This is a genomic window from Demequina maris (genome assembly GCF_000971155.1).
GTDB lineage: Bacteria > Actinomycetota > Actinomycetes > Actinomycetales > Demequinaceae > Demequina > Demequina maris.
On sequence record NZ_BBLX01000005.1, the window covers coordinates 103,718 to 128,851 of the forward strand.

The following is a 25,134-nucleotide window of genomic DNA, read 5'->3' on the forward strand; positions in this document are numbered from 1 at the left end:
ACGCACGATGCGGCCGCCCACGTCGCCGCGGGCGACCGCATCGGTCACGCTCGGATCAGGAGACCCAGCCGCGCGGGTTCTCCGCCATCTCGGCGTCGCGGCGCTCGAGCTCGGCCTTCAGCTCGGCCACGACATCGGGGTGCTTGCCGCTCACGTCGTAGGCCTCGCTCGGGTCGGTCTCGAGGTCGAACAGCCACGGGCCCTTCTGCTGGGCCACCGAGAAGCCGGCGTCGCTGGTCCCGTAGAGGTAGGGGTGCTTCGCGTAGTACTTGTACCGGCCGTCGCTCACCGCGATGAGCTGCTCGCCCGCGTAGTAGTAGTAGAAGTCGCTCACCTGGTCGCTCTCGCCCGCGAGCAGCGGGGCCATGGAGGAGCCGTCGAGCATGCGGTCGGCGGGCGCCTCGATGTCGAGCCAGTCGAGCAGGGTCGGCATGATGTCGGTGCCCATCGTCATCGTGTCGATGACCTGCCCGCCCTCGATGCCGGCGGGCCAGTGGACCATGAACGGCACGAGCATGCCGCCCTCGTTGATGAGGCCCTTGCGTCCGCGGTGGTCGCCGGCGTCGCCCTGGAACCAGGGCCCGTTGTCGCTGGTCACCAGGATGATCGTGTTGTCGAGCTGGCCGGTCGCCTCGAGCTGGTCGACGATCCGCCCGATGCCGTCGTCGAGACCCTCGACGATGTCGCCGTACAGCCCGGCGTCCGAGCGGCCCTCGTTCTCCTCCGCCGCGAACAGCGGCTCGTGGGGGAAGTTGTGCGCGAAGTAGAGGAAGAACGGGTCGTCGCTCTCCGCGGCGTCACCGATGAAGTCGACCGCCGCGTCCGTGTACAGCGCGTCGAGCTCGGTCTGGTCGACCTCGTCGATCAGCACATCGTTGTCGCGGTAGATCTTGAAGGGCGTCATGTCGTTCGAGTACCGCGAGCCGAGGAAGCTGTCGAAGCCGAAGTCGTTCGGCAGCGAGCCCTCGGTGTCGCCGATGTGCCACTTGCCGATCATGCCCGTGCGGTACCCGGAGGCCTGCAGCACGTCGGGGATGGTGATCTCGGCCTGGGTCAGCCCGAACGAGTCGCCCAGCGTATTCATGATTCCGAGCGGGGAGCCGGTGGGGAAGAGCACGTCGGGGACGGCCGCGCGCGGCGCGAGGCGGCCGGTGAGCATCGCCGCACGCGAGGGCGTGCACACGGCCGAGGGCGAGTGGTAGTTGGTGAGCACCGCGCCGTCCTCGGCGAGCGAGTCGAGGTGCGGAGTCTTGATGGGCGTGTCGCCCATGAACCCGAGGTCCTCGTAGCCGAGGTCGTCGTAGTAGACCAGGAGCACGTTCGGCGCCTCGCCCGACGCGGTCGAGCCCTGGATCGCGTCGAGGTACTCGTCCTTCGACGCCTCGTGCTCGGGGGAGTTGTCGGGGCTGGAGGTGAGCGACTTGACCGCGACGTAGCCGCCGCCGGCGACGACGGCGGCGCCGGGGAGCGCCAGGGTGAGGCCGGTCGCCTTGAGGATCCGCTTGCCGCGGCCGCTCTTCGCGCGCGGCTCGACGGTGGTCTCCTCCGGCGCGGAGGCCTCGGTGGCCGCGTCCGGTGCGGTGTCCTGGGGCTCCGGGGGCAGTTCTGACGACAACGTTGTCCTCCTGAGACGGGGCGTGACGGCGGTCCTCGCCCGTGCCCGGCCTGCCGGCCGGGTGAGGGGTGCGTCGCTCCGTCGCGCCTTCTGGTGCAGTGCGTTCCTTCGCCGGATCCGCCGCTTCGCGTGCCCCGCGGGCGTACGGGCGAGTGGATCCGTGGCGACCATCGTAGACGAATATCAACCGAGTGGTGGACATTGCCGCGAGCGGCCCGCGTGGGGCCCACGCGGGGCGCACGTGGGGCGCGCGGCCCGCGCGTGCCTAGGCTGGGCGCATGGCACGGATCACGGAGGCCCAGGTCGCGGAGGTGCGCCGCCGCGTCGAGGCGGGCGAGGCGCGCGTGGCGGTCGCGGAGGCGGTCGGGATCTCGAAGGCGAGCGTCGACTCGATCATGACCGGGCGGCGCGGCGGGCCGTCGAAGCGGGCCGGGGCGCTCACCGCCGGCCAGCTGGACGCGATCCGCGCGCTCGGCGAGACGGGGATGTCGCAGAGCGCGATCGCGCGCGAGGTGGGGACGAGCCAGCAGATGGTGAGCAAGACCCTGAAGGCGGCCCGCGAGGGCGAGGGCTAGGCGGGCTCCACCAGCAGCGCCGCGTGGCGCCCCTCGAGGCGCGTGAGCACGAGCGTCGCGCGCGCGGAGCCCTTCAGCTTGAGGCGCGGGCGCAGCTGCTCCGGGGTCAGGTCGACGCCGCGCTTCTTGATGTCGACCGTCCCCACGCCGCGCGCCCGCAGCTCGCGCGCGAGCGCCTTGACGTCGAGCGGCAGCCGCTCGAGCACGCGGTAGGCGCGGGCGAACGGCGTCGCCGGGGGCGGCGCGTCCATCGTCAGGTAGGCGATCGACGGGTCGACGAGGTGCGCGCCGAGCTCGTCCGCGAGCACCCCGACCAGGCCCGCGCGGATGACGGCGCCGTCGGGCTCGAGGAGCCAGCCGCCGAGGGGCCCCGCGGGCGCGCGGTCGGTGGGCCCGGCGATGTCGTGCCGCTCGCCGCCGCGGATCACCAGGGCCGCGTGGCCCTCGTGGCGCGCGGCGGCGCCCGCCCACAGGCCCACCTCGACCACGTCGCCGTCGACGCTCACCCACTGCGCCTCGAAGCCCGGGGGCACGGCCTCGTGCGGCAGGCCCGGGCCGGCCTTGACGCCGAGCGCGCGGAAGCGGCGGCTCAGGTCGAGCACGGCGTCGAGCGGAGGCGAGTAGTCGGAGGGGTCGTGGCGGCGTCCGCGCGCGTTGCGCCGCGCGGGGTCGGCGAACACGCCGTCGACGTCCGCCTCGTCGAGCAGCGCGAGCGAGTCGCCATGGACCACCCGGGCGTGGGGCCACGGGGACAGGTTGTGCGCCGCCAGGATCGCGGTGGCCTCGTCGGCCTCGAACGCGACCACGGCGAGCCCGCGCGCGGCGAACGCCATCGCGTCGGCGCCCAGTCCCGCGGTGAGGTCGGCGACCGCGCGGCAGCCCGCGTCCGCGAAGCGCTCGGCGTGCAGCGCGGACACGACCGCGCGCGACGCCTGCTCGAGGCCCGCGCGGTGGAACACCATGCCGTCGACGGCGTCGCCCAGGCGCGGGCGCGCCTCGCGCCGCAGCTCCGCGAGCGACATCGCCGCGGCCACCAGGGCGGGCTCGTGTCCCTCGCGCCGGAGCCGGCCCGCGACGGCGAGCGCGTCCTTCGGCGACGTGTCGCGCAGGGAGCCCGCGAGCGCGAGGCACGCGTCGCTCACCGTGAGGCGCGCGGTGACGGGGTCCATGCCCGGATCCTTTCACGCGCGGCGAACACCGCACCGCTCGTTAGCACTCGCGGGGTGTGAGTGCTAGATTGATGTCGCTCGCAAGAGCATGGATCCCCTGGGACCGACCCCCGCGACGGCGGTCCCGCAGATCCGCACCCCGAACTTCGAGAACGGAAGGTGAGGTCCGCAGTGTCGGTCTCCATCAAGCCCCTGGAGGACAAGGTCGTCGTCAAGGCCGCCGCGGCCGAGACCACGACGGCGTCCGGCCTCGTGATCCCTGACACCGCCAAGGAGAAGCCCCAGGAGGGCGAGGTCGTGGCGGTCGGCCCGGGTCGCATCGACGACAACGGCAACCGCGTCCCGATCGACGTCACCGTCGGCGACAAGGTCATCTACAGCAAGTACGGCGGCACCGAGGTCAAGTACGCCGGTGAGGAGTACCTCATCCTCTCGGCGCGCGACCTGCTCGCCATCGTCGGCTAAGCAGCCGCAGCAGCACGGGCCCCGGGGCGTCAGCCCCGGGGCCCGTCCGCGTTCCCGGGCGGGTGCGGCGTACGGCTGCGCGTGCGCGATCGCCCAGGAGGCGCATCGTCCCGCCGGACGATGCGCCGCAGGCCCGGCGCCTAGCTCGCCTTCTTGAGCCGGCCGGCGAGGATGGCGTGACGCTCGTCCTCGCTCAGTCCGCCCCACACGCCGAACGGCTCGCGCGCCTGGAGCGAGCGCTCCCGGCAGGTGTCGAGCACGGGGCAGCCGGAGCAGAACTCCTTGGCCGCCTCCGCCCGGCGGCGACGCGCAGCGCCGCGCTCGCCCTCCGGATGGAAGAACAGGTCCGGATCGGCGGCGCGGCACGCGCCTTCGTATTGCCACTCCCACTGATCCTGAGTCGGTGCGGGCAGTTTCGCCACGGCCTCCATCACGCCCCCCTATGGGTTCGTCGCCGGCCTGCCCCCAGATGGCCCCATTGCCATCCAGACCGTCTATCGGTGCTGGTCATGTGCTCGCGGGGGGCTTGTGGCCCCCCGTTCGCTCGCTCCCTCACTGCCATTCATAACACTGTGAGACAGCCTTGGGAAGGCCCGATTTGCCTGGTTTCTCCCCTCGGTGCGAGAGCCTAGAATGTGCCAATGGCATCGCTCGATCACGATCCCTTCGGCTTCACCGGCCTCACCTACGACGACGTGCTCCTGCTCCCGGGCGAGTCGGACGTCATCCCCTCCGAGGTGGACACCGCCACCCAGCTGACCAAGGGCATCAAGGTCGCCGTGCCCCTGCTGTCCGCGGCGATGGACACCGTCACGGAGGCGCGCCTCGCGATCGCGCTCGCGCGCCTGGGCGGCATCGGCGTGCTGCACCGCAACCTCTCGATCGAGGACCAGGCCCACCAGGTCGAGATCGTCAAGCGCTCCGAGTCCGGCATGATCACGGACCCCGTCACCGTCGGTCCCGACGCCACGCTCGAGCAGCTCGATGCGCTGTGCGCCAAGTACCGCGTCTCGGGCCTCCCCGTCGTCGATGAGGACAACCGCCTGGTCGGCATCATCACCAACCGCGACCTGCGCTTCGTCAACCCCAGCGAGTTCGCGTCCCGCCTGGTCAAGGACCAGATGACGCCGATGCCGCTGATCACGGCGCGCGAGGGCGTCTCGAACGCCGAGGCCGCCGAGCTGCTCGCGAAGCACCGCGTCGAGAAGCTCCCGCTGGTCGACGGCGACGGCCGCCTCACCGGCCTCATCACCGTCAAGGACTTCGTCAAGACCGAGAAGTACCCGCTCGCCTCGAAGGACGACGAGGGCCGCCTCCGCGTGGCCGCCGCCGTCGGCTTCTACGGCGACGCGTGGGAGCGCGCGACCGCGCTGGTCGACGCCGACGTGGACGCGCTCGTCGTCGACACCGCGCACGGCCACGCCCGCAAGATGATCGAGATGATCCAGCGCCTCAAGTCCGACCCGGCGACGCGTCACGTGCAGGTCATCGGCGGCAACGTCGCGACCCGCGAGGGCGCGCAGGCGCTCGTCGACGCGGGCGTCGACGCCGTCAAGGTGGGCGTCGGCCCGGGCTCGATCTGCACCACCCGCGTCGTCGCCGGCGTCGGCGTGCCGCAGATCACCGCGGTGCACGAGGCGTGGAAGGCGGCGCACCCCTCCGGCGTGCCCGTGATCGCCGACGGCGGCCTCCAGTACTCGGGCGACATCGCCAAGGCCCTCGTGGCCGGCGCCTCGTCCGTCATGCTCGGCTCGCTCTTCGCCGGCTGCGCAGAGACCCCCGGCGACCTGGTGCTCGTCAACGGCAAGCAGTTCAAGAGCTACCGCGGCATGGGCTCGATGGGCGCGATGGCGTCCCGCGGCCGCGTGTCCTACTCGAAGGACCGCTACTTCCAGGCGGACGCCCCGAGCGACGACGACCTCATCCCCGAGGGCATCGAGGGGCGCGTGCCCTACAAGGGCCCGCTGTCGTCGGTGGTCCGCCAGCTCGTCGGCGGCCTCGGCCAGTCGATGTTCTACGTGGGCGCACGGTCGATCCCCGAGCTGCAGGCCAAGGGCAAGTTCGTGCGCATCACGCCGGCGGGGCTCAAGGAGTCGCACCCGCACGACGTGCAGATCACGGTCGAGGCCCCGAACTACGCCGGCCGCAACTAACCGCGGCCCGGCCCGCGCGTGGAGCTCGCCTGGCAGACGCTCGCGATCCTCGCGGTCGTCGCCCTTGTCGCGGGCTTCCTCGACACCCTCGCGGGCGGGGGCGGGCTGCTGACGCTGCCCGCGCTGCTGCTCGCCGGCGTGCCGCCGCTGCAGGCGCTCGGCACGAACAAGCTGCAGGGCTCGTTCGGGACGGGCATGGCCACCTGGCAGGTCATCCGCCGACGCCGCGTGCGATGGGACGATGCGCGCTGGCCCATGCTGTGGGCCTTCCTGGGATCCGCGGCCGGCTCGATCGCGATCCAGTTCGCCGACCCCGAGCCCCTGCGGATCGTCATCCCGGTCGTGCTCGCGGTGATCGCGGCGTACTTCGCGTTCGTGCCCAAGGCGCACCAGCCGCCGGACCATGAGCGGATGAGCGCCGCCCCGTACGAGGCGACCGTGGTGCCCGCGATCGGCGCGTACGACGGCGCCTTCGGCCCCGGCACGGGCTCGCTGTTCGCCCTGTCGGGGGTGACGCTGCGGGCGTACCCGCTGGTGCGGTCGACCGCCGTCGCCAAGACGCTGAACTTCGCCACCAACATCGCGTCGCTGCTGGTATTCGCCTTCGCCGGGCAGATGGCCTGGGCGGTCGGCGGCGCGATGATCGGCGGCCAGCTCGTGGGCGCCTACGTCGCGTCGCACGTGCTCTTCAAGGTGAACCCGGTGGTGCTGCGGGTGCTGATCGTGGTGGTGAGCGTCGCGATGCTGGTGCGCTACCTGATCGGGTAGCCCCCGCATCGTCCCCGCGCCGCTCTTGGGGCCCCGCGACGCAACCGGCGTACACGGTGGTCCTCGCCCGAGCGGGCCAGGCACGATGCGCGCGAGCGGGCTCCCGTACGCCGGTTGGGTGCACGGGGGAGGGCGCGCCGGGACGCGCCGCACCCCCGAGCGGGCCGCGGACGCACGGAGCAGGTCACGCGGGTCGAGGTCGCTCGGGGGTGCGACGCGGGTCCCGCCGGAGGAGCCGGCGGGGGTCCGGGTCAGGTCACGGGTAGAGCCCGCGCAGGCGGTGCGCCTCCGTGACGCGCTGGACGGCGAGGGCGGTGGCGGCCTCGCGGTAGGACAGGCCGTGCGCGCCGGCGTAGTCGACCACCGCGTGCCACGCCGTGGTCATCTTGTCCTCGAGGCGGTCGTTCACGTCCCGCTCGGACCACTGGTACGCCTGGTTGGCCTGCACCCACTCGAAGTAGGAGACGACCACGCCGCCCGCGTTGGCGAGGATGTCGGGCACCACGACGACGCCCTTGTCCGCGAGGATCGCGTCGGCCTCGCGCGTGGTGGGGCCGTTGGCGCCCTCCACGATGATCTTGGCCTGCACGCGGTCCGCGTTCGCCCCGGTGAGCACGCCCTCGACCGCGGCGGGGACCGCCAGGTCGACGTCGAGCGTGAGGATCGAGGCGGGGTCGATGGACTCGGTGCCCTCGAAGCCCGCGACCGAGCCGGTCGCGTCGACGTGCTGCGCGAGCCGGCCGATGTCGAGGCCGCGCTCGTCGTAGATCGCGCCGTCGATGTCGGACACGGCGAGCACCTTGACGCCCGCGGCCGCGAGGAACCGGGCGGCGTCGCGGCCGACCTTGCCGAAGCCCTGCACCGACGCGGTGGTGCGCTCGGGGTCGAGGCCGTGGGAGGCCATCGCCATGAGCGCGACGTGGGCGACGCCGCGCGACGTGGCGGCGGCGCGGCCGAGCGACCCGCCCAGGCTCACGGGCTTGCCCGTGACGACGCCGGGGACCGTGTGGCCCATGGCGGCCGAGTAGGTGTCCATCATCCAGGCCATCGTCCGCTCGTCCGTGCCGATGTCGGGCGCGGGGATGTCCTTGGTGGGGCCGATGATCGGAAGGATCTCGGAGGTGTAGCGCCGCGTCACGCGCTCGAGCTCGGCGAGCGAGTGCTCGCGCGGGTCGATCGCGATGCCGCCCTTCGCGCCGCCGTACGGCACGTCGACGAGCGCGCACTTCCAGGTCATCCACATGGCGAGCGCGCGGACCTCGTCGAGGTCGACGTTGGGGGCGAAGCGGAGACCGCCCTTGGCCGGGCCGCGCGAGAAGTTGTGCTGCACGCGGTAGCCGGAGTAGACCGCGATGGAGCCGTCGTCACGGCGGAGCGGGACGCTCACCATGAGCTCCCGACGCGGGGTGGCGAGCATCTGGCGGGTTCCGCCGTTGTAGCCCAGGTGTGCGAGCGCGGACTCGAGCTGTGCGAGCGCGTCCGTCAGAGGACCGGCGCCGGTGGGCGCGGCCGTCGTGGTGGTGGACCACGTCATTGTGACCTCCAGGGGTGTGTCCCTCGACAGTAACCCCGTCCGGAGGGTCCGCCGTACGCCGCATGGGCCAGCGGACGATGCGCGGTTGGCCGCCGTGTACAGCGACCTCCGGACGCTCGTTGCGCTACGCGCGGGACGATGCGCCGGCTAGAACAGCGTGCCGCCGTCGCCCTCGTCCTGGCCTCCCGCCGAGGCCGCGGCGAGCGCCGGTGCGGCGACGGGCCAGAGCGGGTCCGGGAGGTCGTCGGTGGTGCCCTTGGACTTCAGCCACGCCCCGAAGCGCACGGCCCAGTCGTGGTGCGCGGCGGCCTGCAGGTCGTGCAGCGACTCGAGCGGGGTGTCGCGCATCGCCGGATGCGCCGCCGCCAGCGCGTGGACGAGCTCGAGCGTGGCGAGAACGTCCGCGTCCGCGGCGTGGAGGTCGTCCGCGACGACGCTGACCGCGTAGAGGGTGCACAGGTCGATGAGCTTGCGCTTGCCCTTGCGGTACTGGTCGAGCTTGCGGTCCAGCACGAGCGGGTCCACCACGGGCCGCACCTCGCCGCGCGTGAGCCGCGACGCGAGCGAGCGCAGGCCGTGGCGTGCGAGCTCGTTCTCGAGCAGGGTGAGGTCGAACTGCGCGTTGAACGCGACCACCGGGAAGCCGGCGTTGAGCGCGCCGGCCAGCGCCGTCGCGATCTCCTCGAGCGCGTCCGGCGGCTGGACGCCCTCCGCGCGCGCCTTCTCGGTGGAGATGCCGTGGACCGCGCTCGCGGCCGCCGGGATGTCGACGCCCGGGTCGATCAGCCACGTGCGGGTCGTGACGTCGTCGCCGCGCCGCGTGATCACCGCCGCGGTCACGATGCGGTCGCTCTCGGTGGACACCCCGGTCGTCTCGGTGTCGAAGCCCACCATGGTCTCGTCGAGCCAGCTCATGGTCCTAGCCTGGCACGCCCCTCCGACCATCGGTGCGACGTCGTCCCCAGGCGCTGCGCGCATCGTCCCGTCCCGGCGGGGTGTCCTCGCCGAACGATAGGGTGGAGCCCGTGAGCAACGAGATCGAGATCGGCCGCGGCAAGCGCGGTCGCCGTGCCTACTCCTTCGACGACATCGCGGTGGTGCCGTCGCGACGCACGCGCGACCCCAAGGTGGTGAGCCTCGGCTGGCAGATCGACGCCTTCCAGTTCGAGATCCCCGTGATCGGCGCCCCCATGGACTCGGTGATGAGCCCCGCGACCGCGATCGCGCTGGGCAACGCCGGCGGCCTCGGCGTGCTCGACCTCGAGGGCCTGTGGACCCGCTACGAGGACCCGGCGTCGCTCCTCGAGGAGATCGCCGCGCTCGACCCGGCCGCGGCGACGGCGCGGATGCAGGAGATCTACCGCGAGCCCATCAAGGACGCGCTCATCACCGCGCGCCTCCAGGAGGTCCGCGCGGCGGGCGTGGTGGTCGCGGGCGCGCTCAGCCCCCAGCGCACGCAGGAGCACTACGAGACGGTGCTCAAGGCCGGCGTGGACCTGTTCGTCATCCGCGGCACCACGGTGTCCGCCGAGCACGTCTCGGACGGCGCGGAGCCGCTCAACCTCAAGAAGTTCATCTACGACCTCGACGTGCCGGTCATCGTCGGCGGCGCGTCGACCTACCAGGCGGCGCTGCACCTCATGCGCACCGGCGCCGCGGGCGTGCTCGTCGGCTTCGGCGGCGGCGCGGCCCAGACCACGCGCACCACGCTGGGCATCCACGCGCCCATGGCGACCGCCGTCTCCGACGTCGCGGCCGCGCGCCGCGACTACCTCGACGAGTCGGGCGGCCGCTACGTCCACGTCATCGCGGACGGCGGCCTGGGCCGCTCCGGCGACATCGTCAAGGCGATCGCGTGCGGCGCGGACGCCATCATGCTCGGCGCCGCCCTCGCGCGCGCCGAGGAGGCGCCCGGCGCCGGCTACCACTGGGGCCCCGAGGCGCACCACCCCGAGCTGCCGCGCGGCGAGCGGGTGCACGTGGGCACCACCGGCTCGCTCGACGAGATCCTCTTCGGCCCCGGCACGCACGCCGACGGCACCTCGAACCTCATGGGGGCGCTCCGCCGCTCGATGGCGACGACCGGCTACTCGGACCTCAAGGAGTTCCAGCGCGTCGACATCGTGGTGAGCCCCTACCAGGCGGGATAGCCCCACCCCTGCGACCTCCGGACGCCCGGGCGAGCGATCGCCCGGGCGTCCGCGCGCCCGGGGCGGAATATCGCGGCCCCGATCCGTGTCATGATCTATATGACACGTGTCAAGCAATGGCGCCGCGGCCGTGCCGACTCATCCCCTGGGCGCCGCGAAGGAGTCCCCCGATGAAGGCACTGCGGTTCACCGACTGGAAGACCAAGCCGTCGCTGCAGGAGATCGAGCGTCCCACCCCCGGACCGGGCGAGGTGCTGCTCAAGGTCGCCGGCGCCGGCGCCTGCCACTCCGACGTCGCCGTCTACGAGCAGTTCGACGAGAGCACCGTCGGCCCCCAGCTCGCGCCCACCTACACCCTCGGCCACGAGACGGCCGGCTGGATCGACGAGGTCGGCGAGGGCGTGCTGGGGCTCACCCAGGGCGACGCGTACCTCGTCTACGGCCCGATGGGCTGCGGCCACTGCCCGGCCTGCTCGCGTGGCCAGGACACCTACTGCGAGAACGCGGCCAAGACGCCGTTCCTCGCCTCGGGACTGGGTCGCGACGGCGGCATGGCGGAGTACATGACCGTGCCCGCGCGCAACCTCGTCCCGCTCGGCGATGCCGACCCGGTGGCCGCCGCGCCGCTCGCGGATGCGGGCCTGACGCCGTACCACGCGATCAAGCTCGCCCTCCCGAAGCTGGCGGGCGGCGGCAAGACCGCGCTCGTGATCGGCCTCGGCGGGCTCGGCCAGCTCGCGGTCCAGATCCTCAAGGCGACCACCGCGGCCACGGTGATCGCGACGGACATGAAGGCGGACGCGATGGCCGTCGCCGAGTCCCGCGGCGCGGTCACGGTCGCGGGCGGCGAGGACCAGGCGGCGCGGATCCGCGAGCTCACCGGCGGCAAGGGCGTGGACGCGGTCTTCGACTTCGTCGGCCTCACCCCGACCATCCAGCTCGCGCAGAAGGTGGTGGCCAAGCAGGGCCGCATCACGGTGGTCGGCATCGCCGGCGGCCCGGTCCAGTGGGACTTCTACTCGAACCCCTACGAGGCCGAGCTCACCAACACCTACTGGGGCACCATCGAGGAGCTCCACGAGCTCGCCGCGCTGTACCGCGACGGCCACCTCGAGGTCGACGTCACCACGTTCGCCATCGACGATGCGCTCGCGGCCTACGAGCAGCTCGAGCAGGGCACGCTGCTCGGCCGTGCCGTCGTGGTGCCGCACCCCGACGCGGCCGGCATCGAGATCGCTCCCTCCGAGGAGCTCGCCTCCGTCTAGTCGCCGAGGCTTCGCGTGCTCAGCGGGGCGGCAGGACCGTGAGGGCCTCCACCGTCGCGCCGCGGTCGCGGAGGGCGGCGACGGCCGCGTCGACCGCGGGCAGCGGACCCGCGAGCATCGTCACGGCGGCGGCACCGTCGCCGTGACGATGCACGCTCACCCGTGCGTCGGCGTCGAGGTCGGCGGGCACGTCGGTGAGCACGGCGACGGCCTGGACCCGCGCATCGTCCGCCCGGATGAGCGTCACCGCGCGCACCACCGCCAGGCGCTCGAGCGTGCGGATCAGCACGTGCGCGAGGCGCTCGGAGGCCGCGAACTCGACCGACATGGTGCCGAGCCCGGCGTGGACGTCGAGGGTCGAGATCGAGCCGAAGCTCACGCCCCGCTCGGAGAACACGCCCGTGAGGGCCGCCGAGGCGCCGCTGCGGTCCTCCACCTGGACGAACGCGAACCAGCGCTGGGTGATCGCGCTCATCGCGCACCCCCGCCCCAGGTCACGAGGGACTCGTTGATCGACTGCGCGACCTCCCACAGGGCGCGCGACTCGTCCGGCGCGAGGTCGTCGAGCATCACCTGGGACCAGCCGTCCGGGCCGACCGCGACCGGCACGCCGATCACGCCGTGCCACGGGTTGCCGCCGAGCTCGATCTCCCCGTCGAGCAGCACCTGCCCGGCGACCACGATGTCGCGCCCGTCGAGCACGGTACGCACCAGGTCCACCGTCGCGTTCGCGGTGCCGTGCGCGGTCTTCGCGCCGCTCTGGTGCGTGAGGTACGGGCGGATCACGGCCTGGACGTCGGGCGGGTAGGCGTCGACCGCGGCGAAGGCGGCGGAGATGTCGGGGGCCTCGGAGATGCGCTCCTTGGCGGCGCGCACCTCGGAGGCGAACGAGGCCAGCGTGCGGTCGCCGCGCAGCCGGTCGACGATCTCGGCGCGCTCATCCGGGTCGAGGCCGCGCAGGCGCACGGTCGACCACAGCGGCACCATGCGGTCGCCGTGCTGGCCGGCGACGAAGCCGCCCACGCGGTGCCGGCGGATGCCGAGGGTGTTCGCGATCTCGCGGCGGAAGCGCAGCGTGTCGAGCCACGCCCCCATCCCGATCACCCGGTGGCGGCCCAGGCGGCGCGCGAACACCTCGACGGCCAGCTCGACCGGGTTGGACACGACGATGACGACCTCGTGGCCGCTGCCGTGCGCGGCGAGGGCGTCCGCGTACTGCTCGAAGACCCGGCGGTTGTCCTCGGCCAGCTTGTCGCGATCGATCGGCTGGCCCGTGCCGGTGGGGAGCGTGCGGCCCGCGGTCATCACGATGACGTCCGCGACCACGTCCTCCGGTCGGGTGGCGACGTCGATGTGGGGCGCGTGCTCGTCGTGCGCGTCGATGAGGTCGACCCGCAGGCCGTGCACCGCGTCGCCCGAGGAGCCGCCCGGCCGTCCGACCAGCTGGAGGCGCGAGGTGGGGCCCAGCTCGCCCCGCTCGATCAGCTGCCCGCAGATCGCCCTGCCGACGTCCCCTGTCGCTCCGACGATCGCCACATCCATGCCGTCGAGCGTACGCGGGGGATGTTTCGCGCAGGCGTCACGGATCGGCACCACAAGGCCCCGACGGGCCGCCACGGCGACACGATCCCCGGCCCTTGGCGCGGGTGGCGCGTCGTGGCCGGCTCAGCCGAGCTGCTCGGACAGCTCCAGCCAGCGCTCCTCGAGCTCGGAGTTCTCGTCCGCGAGCTCCTGCAACGACCTCATGCGCTTCGCGAGGCCCGCGAAGTCCGACTGGTCGTGCATCGCCATCTCGTGGTGGGTGCCCTCGGTGAGCTCCTGGATCTTCGCCATGCGACGCTCGACGGCCTTGAGCTCCTTCTCGACCGCGCGCCGCTCGGCGCCGGTGAGCGTGGGCGCCGCGTGGCTTGCCACCGCGCCGGGGAAGGCCGCGCGCACGGTGGCGGCCGCGTCCTCGGCCTGGCCGAAGGTGCCGATGCCGGACGTGCCGGTGCGGCGCTCGCGGGACAGCTCGACGTACTCGTCGACGCCGCCGGGGAGGTGCCGCAGCCCGCCGTCGACGACCGCGTACTGCTGGTCCGTGATGCGCTCCATGAGGTAGCGGTCGTGGCTCACCACGACGAGCGTGCCGGGCCACGAGTCGAGCAGGTCCTCGAGCGCGGCGAGCATGTCCGTGTCGAGGTCGTTGGTGGGCTCGTCGAGCACGAGCACGTTCGGCTCGCCGAGCAGCACGACGAGCAGCTGGAGGCGGCGGCGCTGGCCGCCGGACAGGCGCCCGACCGGGGTCTTGAGCTGGGCGGACGTGAAGCCCATGCGCTCGAGCAGCTGGCCGGGGGTCATCTCCTGGCCGTCGGACAGCTGGATGGAGGAGAAGCGCTTGACCACCGCGGACACGCGTTCGTCGGCGTGCTCGTCGAGCTCCGCGAGCTGCTGGCTCAGCTGCGCGACGCGCACCGTGAGGCCGGTCTTCACGCGTCCCGAGGTGGGCTCCTGCTCTCCGGTGATGAGGCGCAGCAGCGTCGACTTGCCGGCGCCGTTCTCGCCGAGGAGGCCGATACGATCGCCGGGGCCGAGGTTGAAGTCGAGGTCGTGGAGGACCTCCTTGTCGCCGTAGCGCACGCCCACGCGGACGAGCTCGACGACGTCCTTGCCGAGGCGCGCCGCGGCCATGCGGTGGAGCTTCACGGTGTCGCGGATGGGCGGCACGTCCTCGATCAGCGCGTTGGCGGCGTCGATGCGGAACTTGGGCTTGGAGGTACGGGCCGGCGCGCCGCGCCGCAGCCACGCGAGCTCCTTGCGCATGAGGTTCTGGCGGCGCTGCTCGGTCACGGCGGCGATGCGGTCGCGCTCGACGCGCTGGAGCACGTACGCGGCGTAGCCGCCCTCGTACTGGTCGACCTCGCCGTCGTGGACCTCCCAGGTCCGCGTCGACACCTCGTCGAGGAACCAGCGGTCGTGCGTGACCACGAGCAGCGCGCCGCGGTTGGCCGGCCAGCGCCGCTTGAGGTGCTCGGCGAGCCAGGTCACGCCCTCGACGTCGAGGTGGTTGGTGGGCTCGTCGAGGAAGATCGCGTCGTGGTCGCCCACGAGCACGTGCGCGAGGGCGACGCGTCGCTGCTGACCGCCGGAGAGGTCGCCGACGACCGCGTCCGCGGCGATGTCCGGCACGAGGCCGGACATGATGTCGCGCACGCGCGGGTCCGCGGCCCACTCGTGCTCGTCCCGGTCGCCGACGATCGCCTGCGCGACGGTGAGCGACTCGTCGACGTGGTCGGACTGGTCGAGCACGCCGATGCGGGTGCCGCGCGCGATCGTGACGCGGCCGTCGTCGGGCTCGACCCGGCCTGCGAGGACCTTGAGCAGCGTGGACTTGCCGGCGCCGTTGGCGCCGACCATGCCGATCCGGTCGCCGTCGTCGAGGCCGATCGAGATGCCGCCGAGCACCGGTCCGGTGCCGAAGTCCAGGTGAAGCGCCTCGGCGCCAAGCAGGTGTGCCACCCGTCAAGGGTAGTCGCGTCCGGGCGCGGGCCCGCCCGCATCGGGCCTAGGCTCCCAGCCATGAGATGCGTCGCGATCCGCCACGTCGCCTTCGAGGACCTCGGGATCTGGGAGGCGGAGATCGCCGCCCACGGCTACGAGGTGGCCTACCTCGACGCGGGCGTCGACGACCTCGCGCCCTTCGCGGCCGCGGAGCTGGGCGTCGTGCTGGGCGGACCCGTCGGGGTGGGCGAGGTCGACGACTACCCGGTCCTCGCCGAGGAGGCGGCGCTGCTCGGCGCGCGGGTCGAGGCCGGGCTGCCGACCCTCGCGGTGTGCCTGGGTGCCCAGCTGCTCGCGCACGCGCTGGGCGGCTCCGTCGCGCCCGGCGAGCCCGAGGTCGGCTGGGGGACGGTCGACCTCGCCCCCGCCGCATCGTCCACCCCGCTGCGTCACCTCGCCGGCGCGCCCGTCCTGCACTGGCACGGTGACGCGATCGCGCCGCCGCCCGGCGCCGTGGTGCTGGCCTCGACGCCGGCGACGCCGTGCCAGGCCTTCGCGATCGGCAGCGCGCTGGCGCTGCAGTTCCACCCCGAGGTCGACGCCGAGCGGATCGAGCGCTGGCTCATCGGCCACACGGGCGAGCTGCGGGCGATGGGCATCTCGCCGCGCGACCTGCGTGCGGCGTCCCGCGAGGCGGGGGACGATGCGGCGGTCGCGGGCATCCTCATGCTCCGGGAGTGGCTGCGCGGTGAGGACGGGAGCGGGGCATGAACCTCAGGCAGGCGGCGCTCGGCGCCGCGGCGCTGGACGCGGGGGCGATCGTGGTCTTCGCCGCGATCGGGCGGGCGAGCCACGAGGAGGGGATCCTCGGTGAGAACGGCTGGGGCCTGCTGGAGACGGTGTCGCCGTTCCTCACCGGAGCTGCGCTGGGGTGGCTGATCGCGCGGGCGTGGAGGCGTCCGTGCGACTGGCGGCGGACCGGCGTGATCGTGTGGGCGTCGACCCTGGTGGCCGGGATGGCGCTGCGGGCGGTCTACGGCCAGGGCGTGCAGGTGTCGTTCGTGATCGTGGCGGGGACGGTCCTGGCGGCCTTCCTCGTCGGCTGGCGCGTGGTGTCCGGCGCGATCGCGAAGCGCAGGGGCCTCACGGGCTGAGCGCTGCCGGAGGCCGCGTCAGACCGTGACGACGACCTTCCCGAATTGATCGCCGGATGCGACCCGCGCGATCGCGTCACGTGCCCGCGCGAGGGGGAACGTCGAGTCGATCGTCGGCCGCAGGCCCGTGCGGACCAGGAACGACATGAGCGCGGCGAGGTCCTCGCGGGTGCCCATGGTGACGCCCTGGATGCGCAGCTCGTGGAAGAACACCCGGGTGAGCAGCGCGGGGTCGGGGTCGCCCGTGGTGTGACCTGCGATCGCGATGGTGCCCCCGTTGCGCACCGAGGAGATCGAGTGCTTCCACGTCGCCCGGCCGACCGTCTCGACCACGGCGTCGACGCGCTTCGGCAGGCGCGCGCCCGGCTCCACGGCCGCCACGGCGCCCAGCCCGAGCGCCGCGGCACGCTTGGCCTCCGACCGCGAGGTCGCGAACACCTCGAGCCCCGCGGCCGCGCCCAGCGCGATCGCGGCGCTCGCGACCCCGCCGCCCGCACCCTGGACGAGCACGGACTGCCCCGGCCTGAGATCGGCGCCGTGGAACAGCATGCGGTACGCGGTGAGCCATGCGGTGGGCAGGCACGCGGCCTCCTCGAACGACAGCTCAGGGGGCTTGGGCACCAGGTTCGCGGTGGGCACCGCGACCCGCTCGGCGAGGGTGCCGGGGTAGCGCTCCGAGAGGATGCTGCGCGGCTCGCGCGGGCCCACGCCGTGGCCGTCCGCGCCGATCACGCCGTGCACCACCACCTCGGTGCCGTCGGGCGCGATCCCGGCCGCGTCGCAGCCGAGGATCATCGGCAGCTGTGCCTCGGCGAGGCCCACGCCCTTGAGGCTCCACACGTCGTGGTGGTTGACGCTGGCGGCGCGCACCTCGACGGTTGACCAGTGCTCGCGTTCCTCCGGCTCGGGCCGGTCGCCCACCTCGAGCGCGCCCGCGGGATCGTCGGGGCTGAAACGGGCGGCATACGCGGCGAGCATGCCACCCAACCTACGGTGCCCCGGGCGCGGGTGCTGGGACCCAGGACCCGCAGCGCAACCCGGGCGCGAGGCTGACTAGACCACCATCTTCCTGTACGAGTACGTCACGGTGAACGTGTTCACCTGCACGCGCGTGTCCGGGAAGAGGCTCACGCGGATGTGCACGCGAGTCGTGTTCGCATCGAGCCCGATGTCGCCGAGCGACTGCGAACCCTTGATGACGTAGCCGAACCGGGTCGTGTCTGTCGAGCTCTTGCCGTAGAACCACTGCGCCGAGCCGTCGATGCTCGCCCAGTCCGCGACGACCTTCGCGGTTGCCCTGCCCCACTTCGCGTTGGACGCCACGTCCGCGGGCACCGTCGCGGTTCCGGACGTCGACAGAGCGAACCCGTAGGCGCTGGAGGAAGCGACGCCTCGACAGAAGACATCGCCGGCGCGGGAGTGGTGCGGCTCGCAGTACCCGGCTCGTTGAGGGTCGTGCGACGTGAAGCTGGTGAGCACCGAGGCGGCCGTGTGGGTGACCTTCTTGGTCACGGTGACCAGGCGCCCCGCCTTGACCTTGACGTACCGGGTCGCGGTCCGCCAGGAGCCCTCGGGTCCCTTGAGCGTCACCGTGACCTTGTACGTGCCGGGGACGATCCTGCCGCCGTTCTTCCCGTACCACCTGAGGGACCGCTTCTCGGAGGAGGTCAGGCTCCACGTCTTGACGATCCGGCCGTCGCGCTTGATCTTGACGGAGCCGGTGACGGGGAACGTCACGCTCGCCGCTCGCGACGTGGTCGGCGTCACCGTGAGCTTGACCGAGTCCCGGTAGTCGTCCTTCGCCGGATAGACGTCCCCCCGGCTCGTGGCGAGCGAGACGCCCGTGATGGCGGTCTTCTTGATCGTGATCGGCGCCGACGCCGTCGAACCGACCAGGGTGGGGCCGTCGAGCTTCGCCGTCACGGTGCCGGTGCCGGCCGCGAGCTTCGACGCGTAGATCGTGGGCTTGACCGCGGCGCCGGCGGTCGAGGCCACCGACACGGTCGAGGTCCTGCCGCCGGCCTTGGCGACCACCTTGCCGGTGAAGGGGACCTTGAGGCCTGTCTCGTCCGTGGCGCTGACGGTCGCGACCGCGGTGCGCGGGCTCGCGCCGCTCCACGTGAACAGCTTCGCACGCGAGAGCGTCAGCGAGACCTTCACCGGGTCGCCGGACCCGACGGTGATCGGCGCGACGACCGGGTCGCCCACCGCGGGGGTCACGACCAGCTCGTGGGCGCCCGCGGCGAGGCCGTCGACGGGCACGGTGACGAGTACGGGCACCGCCGGATCGGTGATCTCGACGGGTGCGAGGGGGAGCGGCGCGCCGCCGTCCGGGACCAGGGCCACGTCGGCGCTCGTGGCGACGTCCGAGGTGACCGAGACCGACGTCGAGTCGCGCACGCCGTCCCCCGCGGGCAGCGTGAGGACGGAGGCCTTGCCCAGGGTGAGGGTCGCGGTCGCGTCCTCCGCCGAGGCGGCCGTGGCGATCCCCACGAGCGCGAGCGCGGCGGCGGTGGTGGCGGCGACTGCGCGCGCGCCGAGACGGTTCCTCATGGGATAGACCCCCCAGTCCTCGACAGTGTCGGCCGACGGTATCGCGCCTGGGTGCCACCGGCCGCGCGGTAGCGGCACGTGTCGGGCGATGTCCCCGAGACCGGGGTGGATTGGGTGCATATGCGCTGGTTCCCGCCCGCTTCCCGACATGCGAAAGGGGGACGATGCGCGGGCCCGGCCCGCGCATCGTCCCCCCAGGAGGAGAGGGAGAGGAGTCCCTACTCGTTGTCGCCGTCGGTTGCGAGCGCGCCCGAGAGCTTGGCCTGCACCTCGGTGCCGGCGCCGGACCAGACCCACTCGGCGACCTCGGGGAGGTCGGCGCCGGTCTCGTACGCGTAGCGCTGGGCCTCGAAGCGCTTGTCCTGCAGCTTCTGGCGCAGCGACGCGGCGCGGCCGCCGAGCGACGGGACGCGGTCGATGACGTCCATCACCAGGTGGTAGCGGTCGATGTCGTTGACCATCGCCATGTCGAACGGCGAAGTGGTGGTGCCCTCCTCCTTGAACCCGCGCACGTGCAGGTTCGGGTGGCCGTTGCGGCGGTAGGTGAGGCGGTGGATGAGCCACGGGTAGCCGTGGTAGTTCATGATGATCGGCTTGTCCGACGTGAAGAGCTGGTCGAACTCGCGGTCCGACATGCCGTGCGGGTGCTCCTTCTCCGGCTGCAGGCGCATGAGGTCGACCACGTTGACCATGCGGACCTTGAGGTCGGGCAGCTCCTGACGGATGATGTCGATCGCCGCGAGCACCTCCATCGTCGGCACGTCGCCGATGCCGCACATCACCACGTCGGGCTCCTCGCCCAGCGGCACGTTGGACGCGAAGTCCCAGATGCCGGCGCCGCGCGCGAAGTGGTTCTCGGCCTCCTCGATGGTGAGCCACTGGGCCTGCGGCTGCTTGCCGGCGACGACGACGTTGACGCGGTCGCGGCTGCGCAGGCAGTGGTCGTAGGTGGCGAGCAGGGTGTTCGCGTCGGCAGGCAGGTAGACGCGCACGACCTCGGCCTTCTTGTTGACCACGTGGTCGATGAAGCCCGGGTCCTGGTGCGAGAAGCCGTTGTGGTCCTGGCGCCACACGTGCGAGGACAGCAGGTAGTTGAGCGACGGGATGGGCCGGCGCCACGGCAGCTCGTGCGCGACCTTGAGCCACTTCGCGTGCTGGTTGAACATCGAGTCGACGATGTGGATGAACGCCTCGTAGCTGGTGAAGAGCCCGTGGCGGCCTGTGAGGTTGTACGCCTCGAGCCAGCCCTGGCACTGGTGCTCCGACAGCATCTCGACCACGCGGCCTTCGTGGCCCATCGGGCCGTCGTCCGGGTCGATCTCCGCGTTCCACACCTTCTGCGTGACGTCGAGGACCGCCTGGATGCGGTTCGACGCGAGCTCGTCGGGCGCGAAGATGCGGAAGTTGTCGGGGTTGTTCTCCATGACCCCGCGCAGGAAGTTGCCGAGCGTGCGGGTCGCCTCGCCGATCTCGGCGCCGGGCGCCGGCACGTCCACCGCGAAGTCGCGGTAGTCGGGCATGACCAGGTCCTTCATCAGCAGGCCGCCGTTGGCCTCGGGGCGTGCCGACATCCGCAGCTCGCCCTCCGGGACCGTCGCGAGCACGGCGGGCTTGACCACGCCGTCCTCGTCGAACAGGTCGTCGGGGCCGTACGACTGCAGCCACGCCTCGAGGGTGTGGAGGTGGTCGTCGGTGTCACGGGCGTTCGACAGCGGCACCTGGTGCGCGCGCCACGAGCCCTCGGTGCGCTTGCCGTCGATCGACGGCGGGCACGTCCAGCCCTTGGGGGTGCGCAGCACGATCATCGGCCAGCGGGGGCGGTCCATGTTCGGGTTCACCTTCGCCTCGGCCTTGATCGCGGCGATCTCGTCCATGACCTCGTCCATGAGCTCCGCGTAGCGGCGGTGGAACGAGGCCGGCGACTCGTCGTCGAAGCCGGCGGTGAAGAAGTGCGGCTTGTGGCCGTAGCCCACCATGAGCGCCTCGAGCTCCTCGTCGCCGATACGCGCGAGCACGGTCGGGTTGGCGATCTTGTAGCCGTTGAGGTGCAGGATCGGCAGCACGACGCCGTCGGTGGCCGGGTTGATGAACTTGTTGGAGTGCCAGCTGGTGGCGAGGGGGCCGGTCTCGGCCTCGCCGTCGCCGACCACCGCCGCGACCAGGAGGTCCGGGTTGTCGAAGGCCGCGCCGTACGCGTGCGAGAGGGCGTAGCCGAGCTCGCCGCCCTCGTGGATCGAGCCAGGCGTCTCGGGCGCGACGTGCGAGGGGATGCCGCCCGGGAAGGAGAACTGCTTGAAGAGGCGCTGCAGGCCGCGCTCGTCCTCGGAGATCTCCGGGTAGGTCTCGTTGTAGGTGCCCTCGAGGTAGCTCGCCGCGACGAGGCCGGGGCCGCCGTGGCCGGGGCCGATGATGTACATCGTCGGCTGCTGGCGCGTCGAGATCATGCGGTTGAGGTGCGTGTAGATGAAGTTGAGGCCGGGCGTGGTGCCCCAGTGGCCCACGAGGCGCTTCTTCACGTGGTCGCGGTGCAGCGGCTCGCGCAGGAGGGGGTTGTCGAGCAGGTAGATCTGGCCAACGGACATGTAGTTGGCCGTCCGCCACCACAGGTCGATGGCCTCGACCTCGGCATCGGTGACGGAATCCGCAGTGCGGGGGGACCAGGGCGTCGGTGCCATCATTTCCTCCATCTCGGGTACCCGTTCAGCATTCCATGGTGAACGTTCACACGGCGCGGCGAAGGTCCTGATTCGTGTGCGAATTCCCGGTGAACGGGGCGGCTGCCGGCGACTGCCGCATCGTCCCGGCGCCCTTCCGCGACCCGCTCCCGACGCAACCGGCGTACGGGACCGGGTGCGCCGCGCATCGTGCCTGGTACGGAAGTTCGAGGCGGGCGACGTACGCCGGTTCGGTGAAGGGGGGCGGGGTGGAGCGGGCCGGAGACGCGACGAGGGCCGGCCCCCTCGCGGGAGACCGGCCCTCGTGGACGATGCGGCGGCTAGGAGACCGACGCGATCGACTGCAGCGCGATCTCGCGCTCCTCGTTGGTCGGGATGACCCAGACCTGGACGCGCGAGGCGTCGGTCGAGATGAGGGTCTCCTGCTTCTTGCGGCCCGCGTTGCGCTCCTCGTCGATCTCGATGCCGAGCTCCTCGAGGCCCTTGAGCGACTCGAGGCGGACGATGTCGTCGTTCTCGCCGACGCCGGCGGTGAACACGATCGCGTCGAGGCCGCCGAGCTGCGCCATGTACTGGCCGACGTAGCCCTTGATGCGGCGGGTGTAGATGTCGAGCGCGACCTTGGCCTCGTGGCTGCCCTCGTCGATCGCCTTGTGCACGTCGCGCATGTCCGAGTAGCCGGTGAGGCCGAGCATGCCGGAGCGCTTGTTGAACAGGTCGTCGATCTCGTCGATGTCCATGCCGGCGGCGCGGTGGAGGTGGAACACGACGGCCGGGTCGATCGCGCCGGTGCGCGAGCCCATCACGAGGCCGTCGAGCGGGGTGAGGCCCATCGACGTGTCGATCGCGTGGCCGCCCTTGATCGCGTCCGCGGACGCGCCGTTGCCGAGGTGCAGCGTGATGATGCGCAGCTCCTTGGGGTCGCGGTCCATGAGGCGCGCGCACTCGCGCGACACGTAGCCGTGCGAGGTGCCGTGGAAGCCATAGCGGCGGATGCCGTGCTCGTGCGCGAGGCGCTGGTCGATCGCGTACGAGTACGCGGCCTCGGACAGCGTCTGGTGGAACGCGGTGTCGAAGACCGCGACGTGCGGGATGTCCGGGAAGGCGGCGCGGGCGGCGGCGATGCCGGCGACGTGGCCGGGGTTGTGCAGCGGCGCGAGCACCGACAGCTTCGCGATGCCGTCCTGCACCTCGTCGTCGATGATGGTCGGCGCGGAGAACTCCGAGCCGCCCTGGACCACGCGGTGGCCGACGACGGTGAGCTGGGACAGGTCCACGCCCGAGTCGGGCTGGGACAGGGACTCGATGACGGCGTTGACGCCCTCGTTGTGGTCGGTCACGCGCTCGACCAGGCCCGACGCGAGCGGCGCGTCGAGGGTGGTGTCCACCACCTGGTACTTGATCGAGCTGGACCCGCAGTTGAGGACGAGGGCGATGCCGTTGTAGTTGACGCTCACGCGTTGCCTTCCGGGGTGTCGAGGTTCTGGGCCTGGATCGCGGTGATCGCGACCGTGTTGACGATGTCCTGCACGAGCGCGCCGCGCGAGAGGTCGTTGACCGGCTTGCGCAGGCCCTGCAGGACCGGGCCGACGGCGACCGCTCCCGCGGAGCGCTGCACGGCCTTGTAGGTGTTGTTGCCGGTGTTGAGGTCGGGGAACACGAGGACCGTGGCCTGGCCGGCGACCGGCGAGCCGGGCGCCTTCGAGCGGGCCACCGACGGCTCGACTGCGGCGTCGTACTGCATCGGGCCGTCGACGAGCAGGTCGGGGCGGCGCTCCTTGACGATCGCCGTCGCCTCGCGCACCTTGTCGACGTCCGAGCCGGTGCCCGACTCGCCGGTCGAGTACGACAGCATCGCGACCTTGGGCTCGACGCCGAACTGCGCGGCCGTGTCCGCGGACGAGATCGCGATGTCCGCGAGCTGCTCGGCGGTCGGGTCGGGGTTGACCGCGCAGTCGCCGTAGACGAGGACGCGGTCGGCGAGGCACATGAAGAACACCGACGACACGACGGACACGCCCGGCACCGTCTTGATGATCTGGAACGACGGCAGGATCGTGTGCGCCGTGGTGTGGGCCGCGCCCGACACCATGCCGTCCGCGAGCCCCAGCTCGACCATCATCGTGCCGAAGTAGCTGACGTCCTGGACGCGGTCGCGCGCGGCCTCGAGGGTCGCGCCCTTGTGCTTGCGCATCTCGTAGTACTCGTGCGCGAAGCGCTCGACGTACTCGGGGTCCGTCGGGTCGATGATCGTCGCGTCCTCGATGTCGAGGCCGAGCTCCGCCGCGCGGGCGCGGATCGTCTGACCCGAGCCGAGGATGATGAGCTCCACCACGTCTCGGGTGAGCAGGGACGATGCGGCGCGCAGGATGCGGTCGTCGCTGCCCTCGGGCAGGACGATGCGCTGCTTGCGGCTGCGGGCGCGGTCGAGCAGGCCGTACTCGAACATGAGCGGCGTGATGACCTCGGTGCTCGCGAGGTCGAGCGCCGCCTGCAGGCGGTCGACCTCGACGTGCTGGTCGAACATCGCCAGCGCGGTGTCGACCTTGAGCTGGCTCTCGCGCGACAGCCGGCCGCGCGTGGTCGAGCAGCGGCGCGCGGTCTCGAACGTGTCGAGGTCCGTGCGCACGACCGGCAGCGGCGAGCTGAGGCCCTCGAGCAGGCGGCGCACCGCGGAGCGCGGCTCGAGGCCGCCCGTGAGGATCACGCCCGACAGCGACGGGAAGCCCTCCGCGCCGTGCGCGGCGAGCAGCGCGAGCACCGTGTCGGACCGGTCGCCCGGGACGATGATGACGGAGCCGTCCTCGAGGCGGTCGAGGAGGTTCGACGTGGTCATCGCGCCCACCGTGATGCCGCGCGTCTCGCGCGACAGCAGCGTCGGGTCGCCGGTGACGAGGGTGCCCTCGACGGCCTCCACGAGCTGGTTCATCGACGGGGCGATGAGCAGCGGGTCCTCGGGCAGCACGCCCAGGCGGAGCTCCTCGGGCAGCAGCCCGCGGATCGCGTCGAGGTCGTCGGGCTGCGCGCGGTTGATGAAGATGCCCGCGATGATCGCGTGCGAGTTCACCAGCTCGTTGCGGGCCTGCTCGACCACCTGGTGCACCTCGGCGGGGGTGCGCTCGTGGCCGCGGACCACGAGCACGACCGGCGCGCCGAGGTTCGCGGCGATGCGGCCGTTGAACTCGAGCTCGGCGGCGGCGGAGACGTCCGTGTAGTCGGTGCCCACGATGACCACCGCGTCGCAGCGGCGCTCCACCTCGTGATAGCGCGACACGATCGTCGACAGCGCCTTCTCGGGGTCGGCGTGGACGTCGTCGTACGTGACGCCGATCGCCTCCTCGTAGGAGAGGTCGATGCTGTCATGCCCGAGCAGCAGCTGGAGGACGTAGTCGGATCCGTCCGCGACGCGGGCGACCGGCCGGAAGATCCCGACCCGTCCGACCTGCTTCGCGAGGAGATTGGTGATGCCGAGCGCGATCGTTGACTTGCCTGTGTCGCCTTCGGCCGATGCGATGTAGATGCTTCGTGCCACGCGCCTATGGTTTCACGAACTCGTAGGACCTACATGGTCGAAGGTC

The 25,134-nt window shown here is 72.2% G+C and carries 21 protein-coding genes; 8 read left to right on the forward strand and 13 right to left on the reverse strand.

The features are described 5' to 3' along the window. Positions 1-55: 55 nt before the first annotated feature. The gene (locus AOM02_RS07540; RefSeq protein WP_062298367.1) at positions 56-1,615 is read right to left on the reverse strand and encodes a sulfatase family protein; all 1,560 of its coding nucleotides are present in this window, start codon (positions 1,613-1,615) and stop codon (positions 56-58) included. A gap of 278 nt (positions 1,616-1,893) precedes the next feature. Here AOM02_RS07540 and AOM02_RS07545 point away from each other — a divergent pair, with 278 nt between their 5' ends. Beyond that, positions 1,894-2,190 (forward strand): hypothetical protein, encoded by a 297-nt coding sequence (locus AOM02_RS07545; RefSeq protein ID WP_062298368.1) that lies wholly within the window; start codon positions 1,894-1,896, stop codon positions 2,188-2,190. Here AOM02_RS07545 and AOM02_RS07550 read toward each other — a convergent pair. Next, positions 2,187-3,359 (reverse strand): THUMP-like domain-containing protein, encoded by a 1,173-nt coding sequence (locus tag AOM02_RS07550; protein WP_062298370.1) that lies wholly within the window; start codon positions 3,357-3,359, stop codon positions 2,187-2,189. The genes AOM02_RS07545 and AOM02_RS07550 overlap by 4 nt on opposite strands. 171 nt (positions 3,360-3,530) lie before the next feature. Here AOM02_RS07550 and groES point away from each other — a divergent pair, with 171 nt between their 5' ends. Then, positions 3,531-3,824, forward strand: coding sequence for a co-chaperone GroES (gene groES, locus AOM02_RS07555; RefSeq protein ID WP_062298372.1), 294 nt, complete (start codon positions 3,531-3,533; stop codon positions 3,822-3,824). Between the two features lie 140 nt (positions 3,825-3,964). Here groES and AOM02_RS07560 read toward each other — a convergent pair whose 3' ends face one another. Then, positions 3,965-4,255 carry a WhiB family transcriptional regulator gene (locus AOM02_RS07560; RefSeq protein ID WP_062298375.1) on the reverse strand — a complete coding sequence of 97 codons (291 nt, stop codon included), beginning with the start codon at positions 4,253-4,255 and terminating at the stop codon, positions 3,965-3,967. A 210-nt stretch (positions 4,256-4,465) separates the two neighbouring features. Between AOM02_RS07560 and guaB the strand changes: the two genes are divergently transcribed. Together guaB and AOM02_RS07570 are read left to right on the forward strand one after the other, a co-directional pair. Then, a complete protein-coding gene (gene guaB / locus AOM02_RS07565; protein ID WP_062298378.1) occupies positions 4,466-5,977 on the forward strand; it encodes an IMP dehydrogenase in 1,512 nt (503 codons plus the stop codon). Positions 5,978-5,995: 18 nt separating this feature from the next. Further along, positions 5,996-6,745: a TSUP family transporter gene (locus AOM02_RS07570; RefSeq protein ID WP_062298380.1), complete on the forward strand. Its 750-nt coding sequence runs from the start codon at positions 5,996-5,998 to the stop codon at positions 6,743-6,745. A gap of 256 nt (positions 6,746-7,001) precedes the next feature. On the opposite strand, the gene AOM02_RS07575 is transcribed toward AOM02_RS07570, so the two are convergent. Both AOM02_RS07575 and AOM02_RS07580 read right to left on the reverse strand, forming a co-directional pair. Then, positions 7,002-8,279, reverse strand: coding sequence for a Glu/Leu/Phe/Val family dehydrogenase (locus tag AOM02_RS07575; protein WP_062298382.1), 1,278 nt, complete (start codon positions 8,277-8,279; stop codon positions 7,002-7,004). A 147-nt stretch (positions 8,280-8,426) separates the two neighbouring features. After that, the gene (locus AOM02_RS07580) at positions 8,427-9,194 is read right to left on the reverse strand and encodes an exonuclease domain-containing protein (protein WP_169746611.1); all 768 of its coding nucleotides are present in this window, start codon (positions 9,192-9,194) and stop codon (positions 8,427-8,429) included. 110 nt (positions 9,195-9,304) lie between these two features. Between AOM02_RS07580 and AOM02_RS07585 the strand changes: the two genes are divergently transcribed. Both AOM02_RS07585 and AOM02_RS07590 read left to right on the forward strand, forming a co-directional pair. Beyond that, on the forward strand, positions 9,305-10,429 hold the full coding sequence (locus AOM02_RS07585; RefSeq protein WP_062298675.1) for a GuaB3 family IMP dehydrogenase-related protein: 1,125 nt from the start codon (positions 9,305-9,307) through the stop codon (positions 10,427-10,429). A 170-nt stretch (positions 10,430-10,599) separates the two neighbouring features. Then, positions 10,600-11,694 (forward strand): NAD(P)-dependent alcohol dehydrogenase, encoded by a 1,095-nt coding sequence (locus AOM02_RS07590; RefSeq protein WP_062298387.1) that lies wholly within the window; start codon positions 10,600-10,602, stop codon positions 11,692-11,694. A gap of 19 nt (positions 11,695-11,713) precedes the next feature. Here AOM02_RS07590 and AOM02_RS07595 read toward each other — a convergent pair whose 3' ends face one another. From AOM02_RS07595 to AOM02_RS07605, 3 genes are all read right to left on the reverse strand, one after another. Next, positions 11,714-12,169 carry a hypothetical protein gene (locus AOM02_RS07595; RefSeq protein WP_062298389.1) on the reverse strand — a complete coding sequence of 152 codons (456 nt, stop codon included), beginning with the start codon at positions 12,167-12,169 and terminating at the stop codon, positions 11,714-11,716. After that, a complete protein-coding gene (locus AOM02_RS07600; protein WP_062298391.1) occupies positions 12,166-13,236 on the reverse strand; it encodes a malate dehydrogenase in 1,071 nt (356 codons plus the stop codon). The genes AOM02_RS07595 and AOM02_RS07600 overlap by 4 nt, the downstream gene beginning before the upstream one ends. 123 nt (positions 13,237-13,359) lie before the next feature. Next, positions 13,360-15,192 carry an ABC-F family ATP-binding cassette domain-containing protein gene (locus AOM02_RS07605; RefSeq protein WP_062298393.1) on the reverse strand — a complete coding sequence of 611 codons (1,833 nt, stop codon included), beginning with the start codon at positions 15,190-15,192 and terminating at the stop codon, positions 13,360-13,362. 60 nt (positions 15,193-15,252) lie between these two features. On the opposite strand from AOM02_RS07605, the gene AOM02_RS07610 reads away from it, so the two are divergent. Together AOM02_RS07610 and AOM02_RS07615 are read left to right on the forward strand one after the other, a co-directional pair. Further along, positions 15,253-15,945: a glutamine amidotransferase gene (locus tag AOM02_RS07610; RefSeq protein WP_062298396.1), complete on the forward strand. Its 693-nt coding sequence runs from the start codon at positions 15,253-15,255 to the stop codon at positions 15,943-15,945. Then, a complete protein-coding gene (locus AOM02_RS07615; RefSeq protein WP_062298399.1) occupies positions 15,942-16,328 on the forward strand; it encodes a DUF3054 domain-containing protein in 387 nt (128 codons plus the stop codon). Before AOM02_RS07610 ends, AOM02_RS07615 begins: the two co-directional genes overlap by 4 nt. A gap of 18 nt (positions 16,329-16,346) precedes the next feature. Here the strand turns inward: AOM02_RS07615 and AOM02_RS07620 are convergent, their stop codons facing one another. From AOM02_RS07620 to pta, 5 genes are all read right to left on the reverse strand, one after another. Then, positions 16,347-17,306, reverse strand: a complete 960-nt coding sequence (locus AOM02_RS07620) for a zinc-binding dehydrogenase (RefSeq protein ID WP_062298402.1) — start codon at positions 17,304-17,306, stop codon at positions 16,347-16,349. Positions 17,307-17,381: 75 nt separating this feature from the next. Next, positions 17,382-18,881 (reverse strand): hypothetical protein, encoded by a 1,500-nt coding sequence (locus AOM02_RS07625; RefSeq protein ID WP_062298404.1) that lies wholly within the window; start codon positions 18,879-18,881, stop codon positions 17,382-17,384. Positions 18,882-19,099: 218 nt separating this feature from the next. Beyond that, positions 19,100-21,559, reverse strand: coding sequence for a phosphoketolase family protein (locus AOM02_RS07630; RefSeq protein WP_082104950.1), 2,460 nt, complete (start codon positions 21,557-21,559; stop codon positions 19,100-19,102). 317 nt (positions 21,560-21,876) lie between these two features. Next, the gene (locus tag AOM02_RS07635; RefSeq protein ID WP_062298410.1) at positions 21,877-23,013 is read right to left on the reverse strand and encodes an acetate/propionate family kinase; all 1,137 of its coding nucleotides are present in this window, start codon (positions 23,011-23,013) and stop codon (positions 21,877-21,879) included. Further along, the gene (gene pta / locus AOM02_RS07640; RefSeq protein ID WP_062298412.1) at positions 23,010-25,088 is read right to left on the reverse strand and encodes a phosphate acetyltransferase; all 2,079 of its coding nucleotides are present in this window, start codon (positions 25,086-25,088) and stop codon (positions 23,010-23,012) included. The genes AOM02_RS07635 and pta overlap by 4 nt, the downstream gene beginning before the upstream one ends. Positions 25,089-25,134: the final 46 nt, after the last annotated feature.

Bases quoted from the DNA above. Each gene is read 5' to 3' on its own strand.
- AOM02_RS07620 (WP_062298402.1), bottom strand. From the start codon at position 17,306: ATGCTCGCCGCGTATGCCGCCCGTTTCAGCCCCGACGATCCCGCGGGC.
- AOM02_RS07550 (WP_062298370.1), bottom strand. From the start codon at position 3,359: ATGGACCCCGTCACCGCGCGCCTCACGGTGAGCGACGCGTGCCTCGCG.
- AOM02_RS07615 (WP_062298399.1), top strand. From the start codon at position 15,942: ATGAACCTCAGGCAGGCGGCGCTCGGCGCCGCGGCGCTGGACGCGGGG.
- AOM02_RS07595 (WP_062298389.1), bottom strand. From the start codon at position 12,169: ATGAGCGCGATCACCCAGCGCTGGTTCGCGTTCGTCCAGGTGGAGGAC.
- guaB (WP_062298378.1), top strand. From the start codon at position 4,466: ATGGCATCGCTCGATCACGATCCCTTCGGCTTCACCGGCCTCACCTAC.
- AOM02_RS07590 (WP_062298387.1), top strand. From the start codon at position 10,600: ATGAAGGCACTGCGGTTCACCGACTGGAAGACCAAGCCGTCGCTGCAG.
- AOM02_RS07545 (WP_062298368.1), top strand. From the start codon at position 1,894: ATGGCACGGATCACGGAGGCCCAGGTCGCGGAGGTGCGCCGCCGCGTC.
- AOM02_RS07625 (WP_062298404.1), bottom strand. From the start codon at position 18,881: ATGAGGAACCGTCTCGGCGCGCGCGCAGTCGCCGCCACCACCGCCGCC.
- AOM02_RS07630 (WP_082104950.1), bottom strand. From the start codon at position 21,559: ATGATGGCACCGACGCCCTGGTCCCCCCGCACTGCGGATTCCGTCACC.
- AOM02_RS07560 (WP_062298375.1), bottom strand. From the start codon at position 4,255: ATGGAGGCCGTGGCGAAACTGCCCGCACCGACTCAGGATCAGTGGGAG.
- AOM02_RS07610 (WP_062298396.1), top strand. From the start codon at position 15,253: ATGAGATGCGTCGCGATCCGCCACGTCGCCTTCGAGGACCTCGGGATC.
- AOM02_RS07575 (WP_062298382.1), bottom strand. From the start codon at position 8,279: ATGACGTGGTCCACCACCACGACGGCCGCGCCCACCGGCGCCGGTCCT.
- AOM02_RS07600 (WP_062298391.1), bottom strand. From the start codon at position 13,236: ATGGATGTGGCGATCGTCGGAGCGACAGGGGACGTCGGCAGGGCGATC.
- AOM02_RS07580 (WP_169746611.1), bottom strand. From the start codon at position 9,194: ATGAGCTGGCTCGACGAGACCATGGTGGGCTTCGACACCGAGACGACC.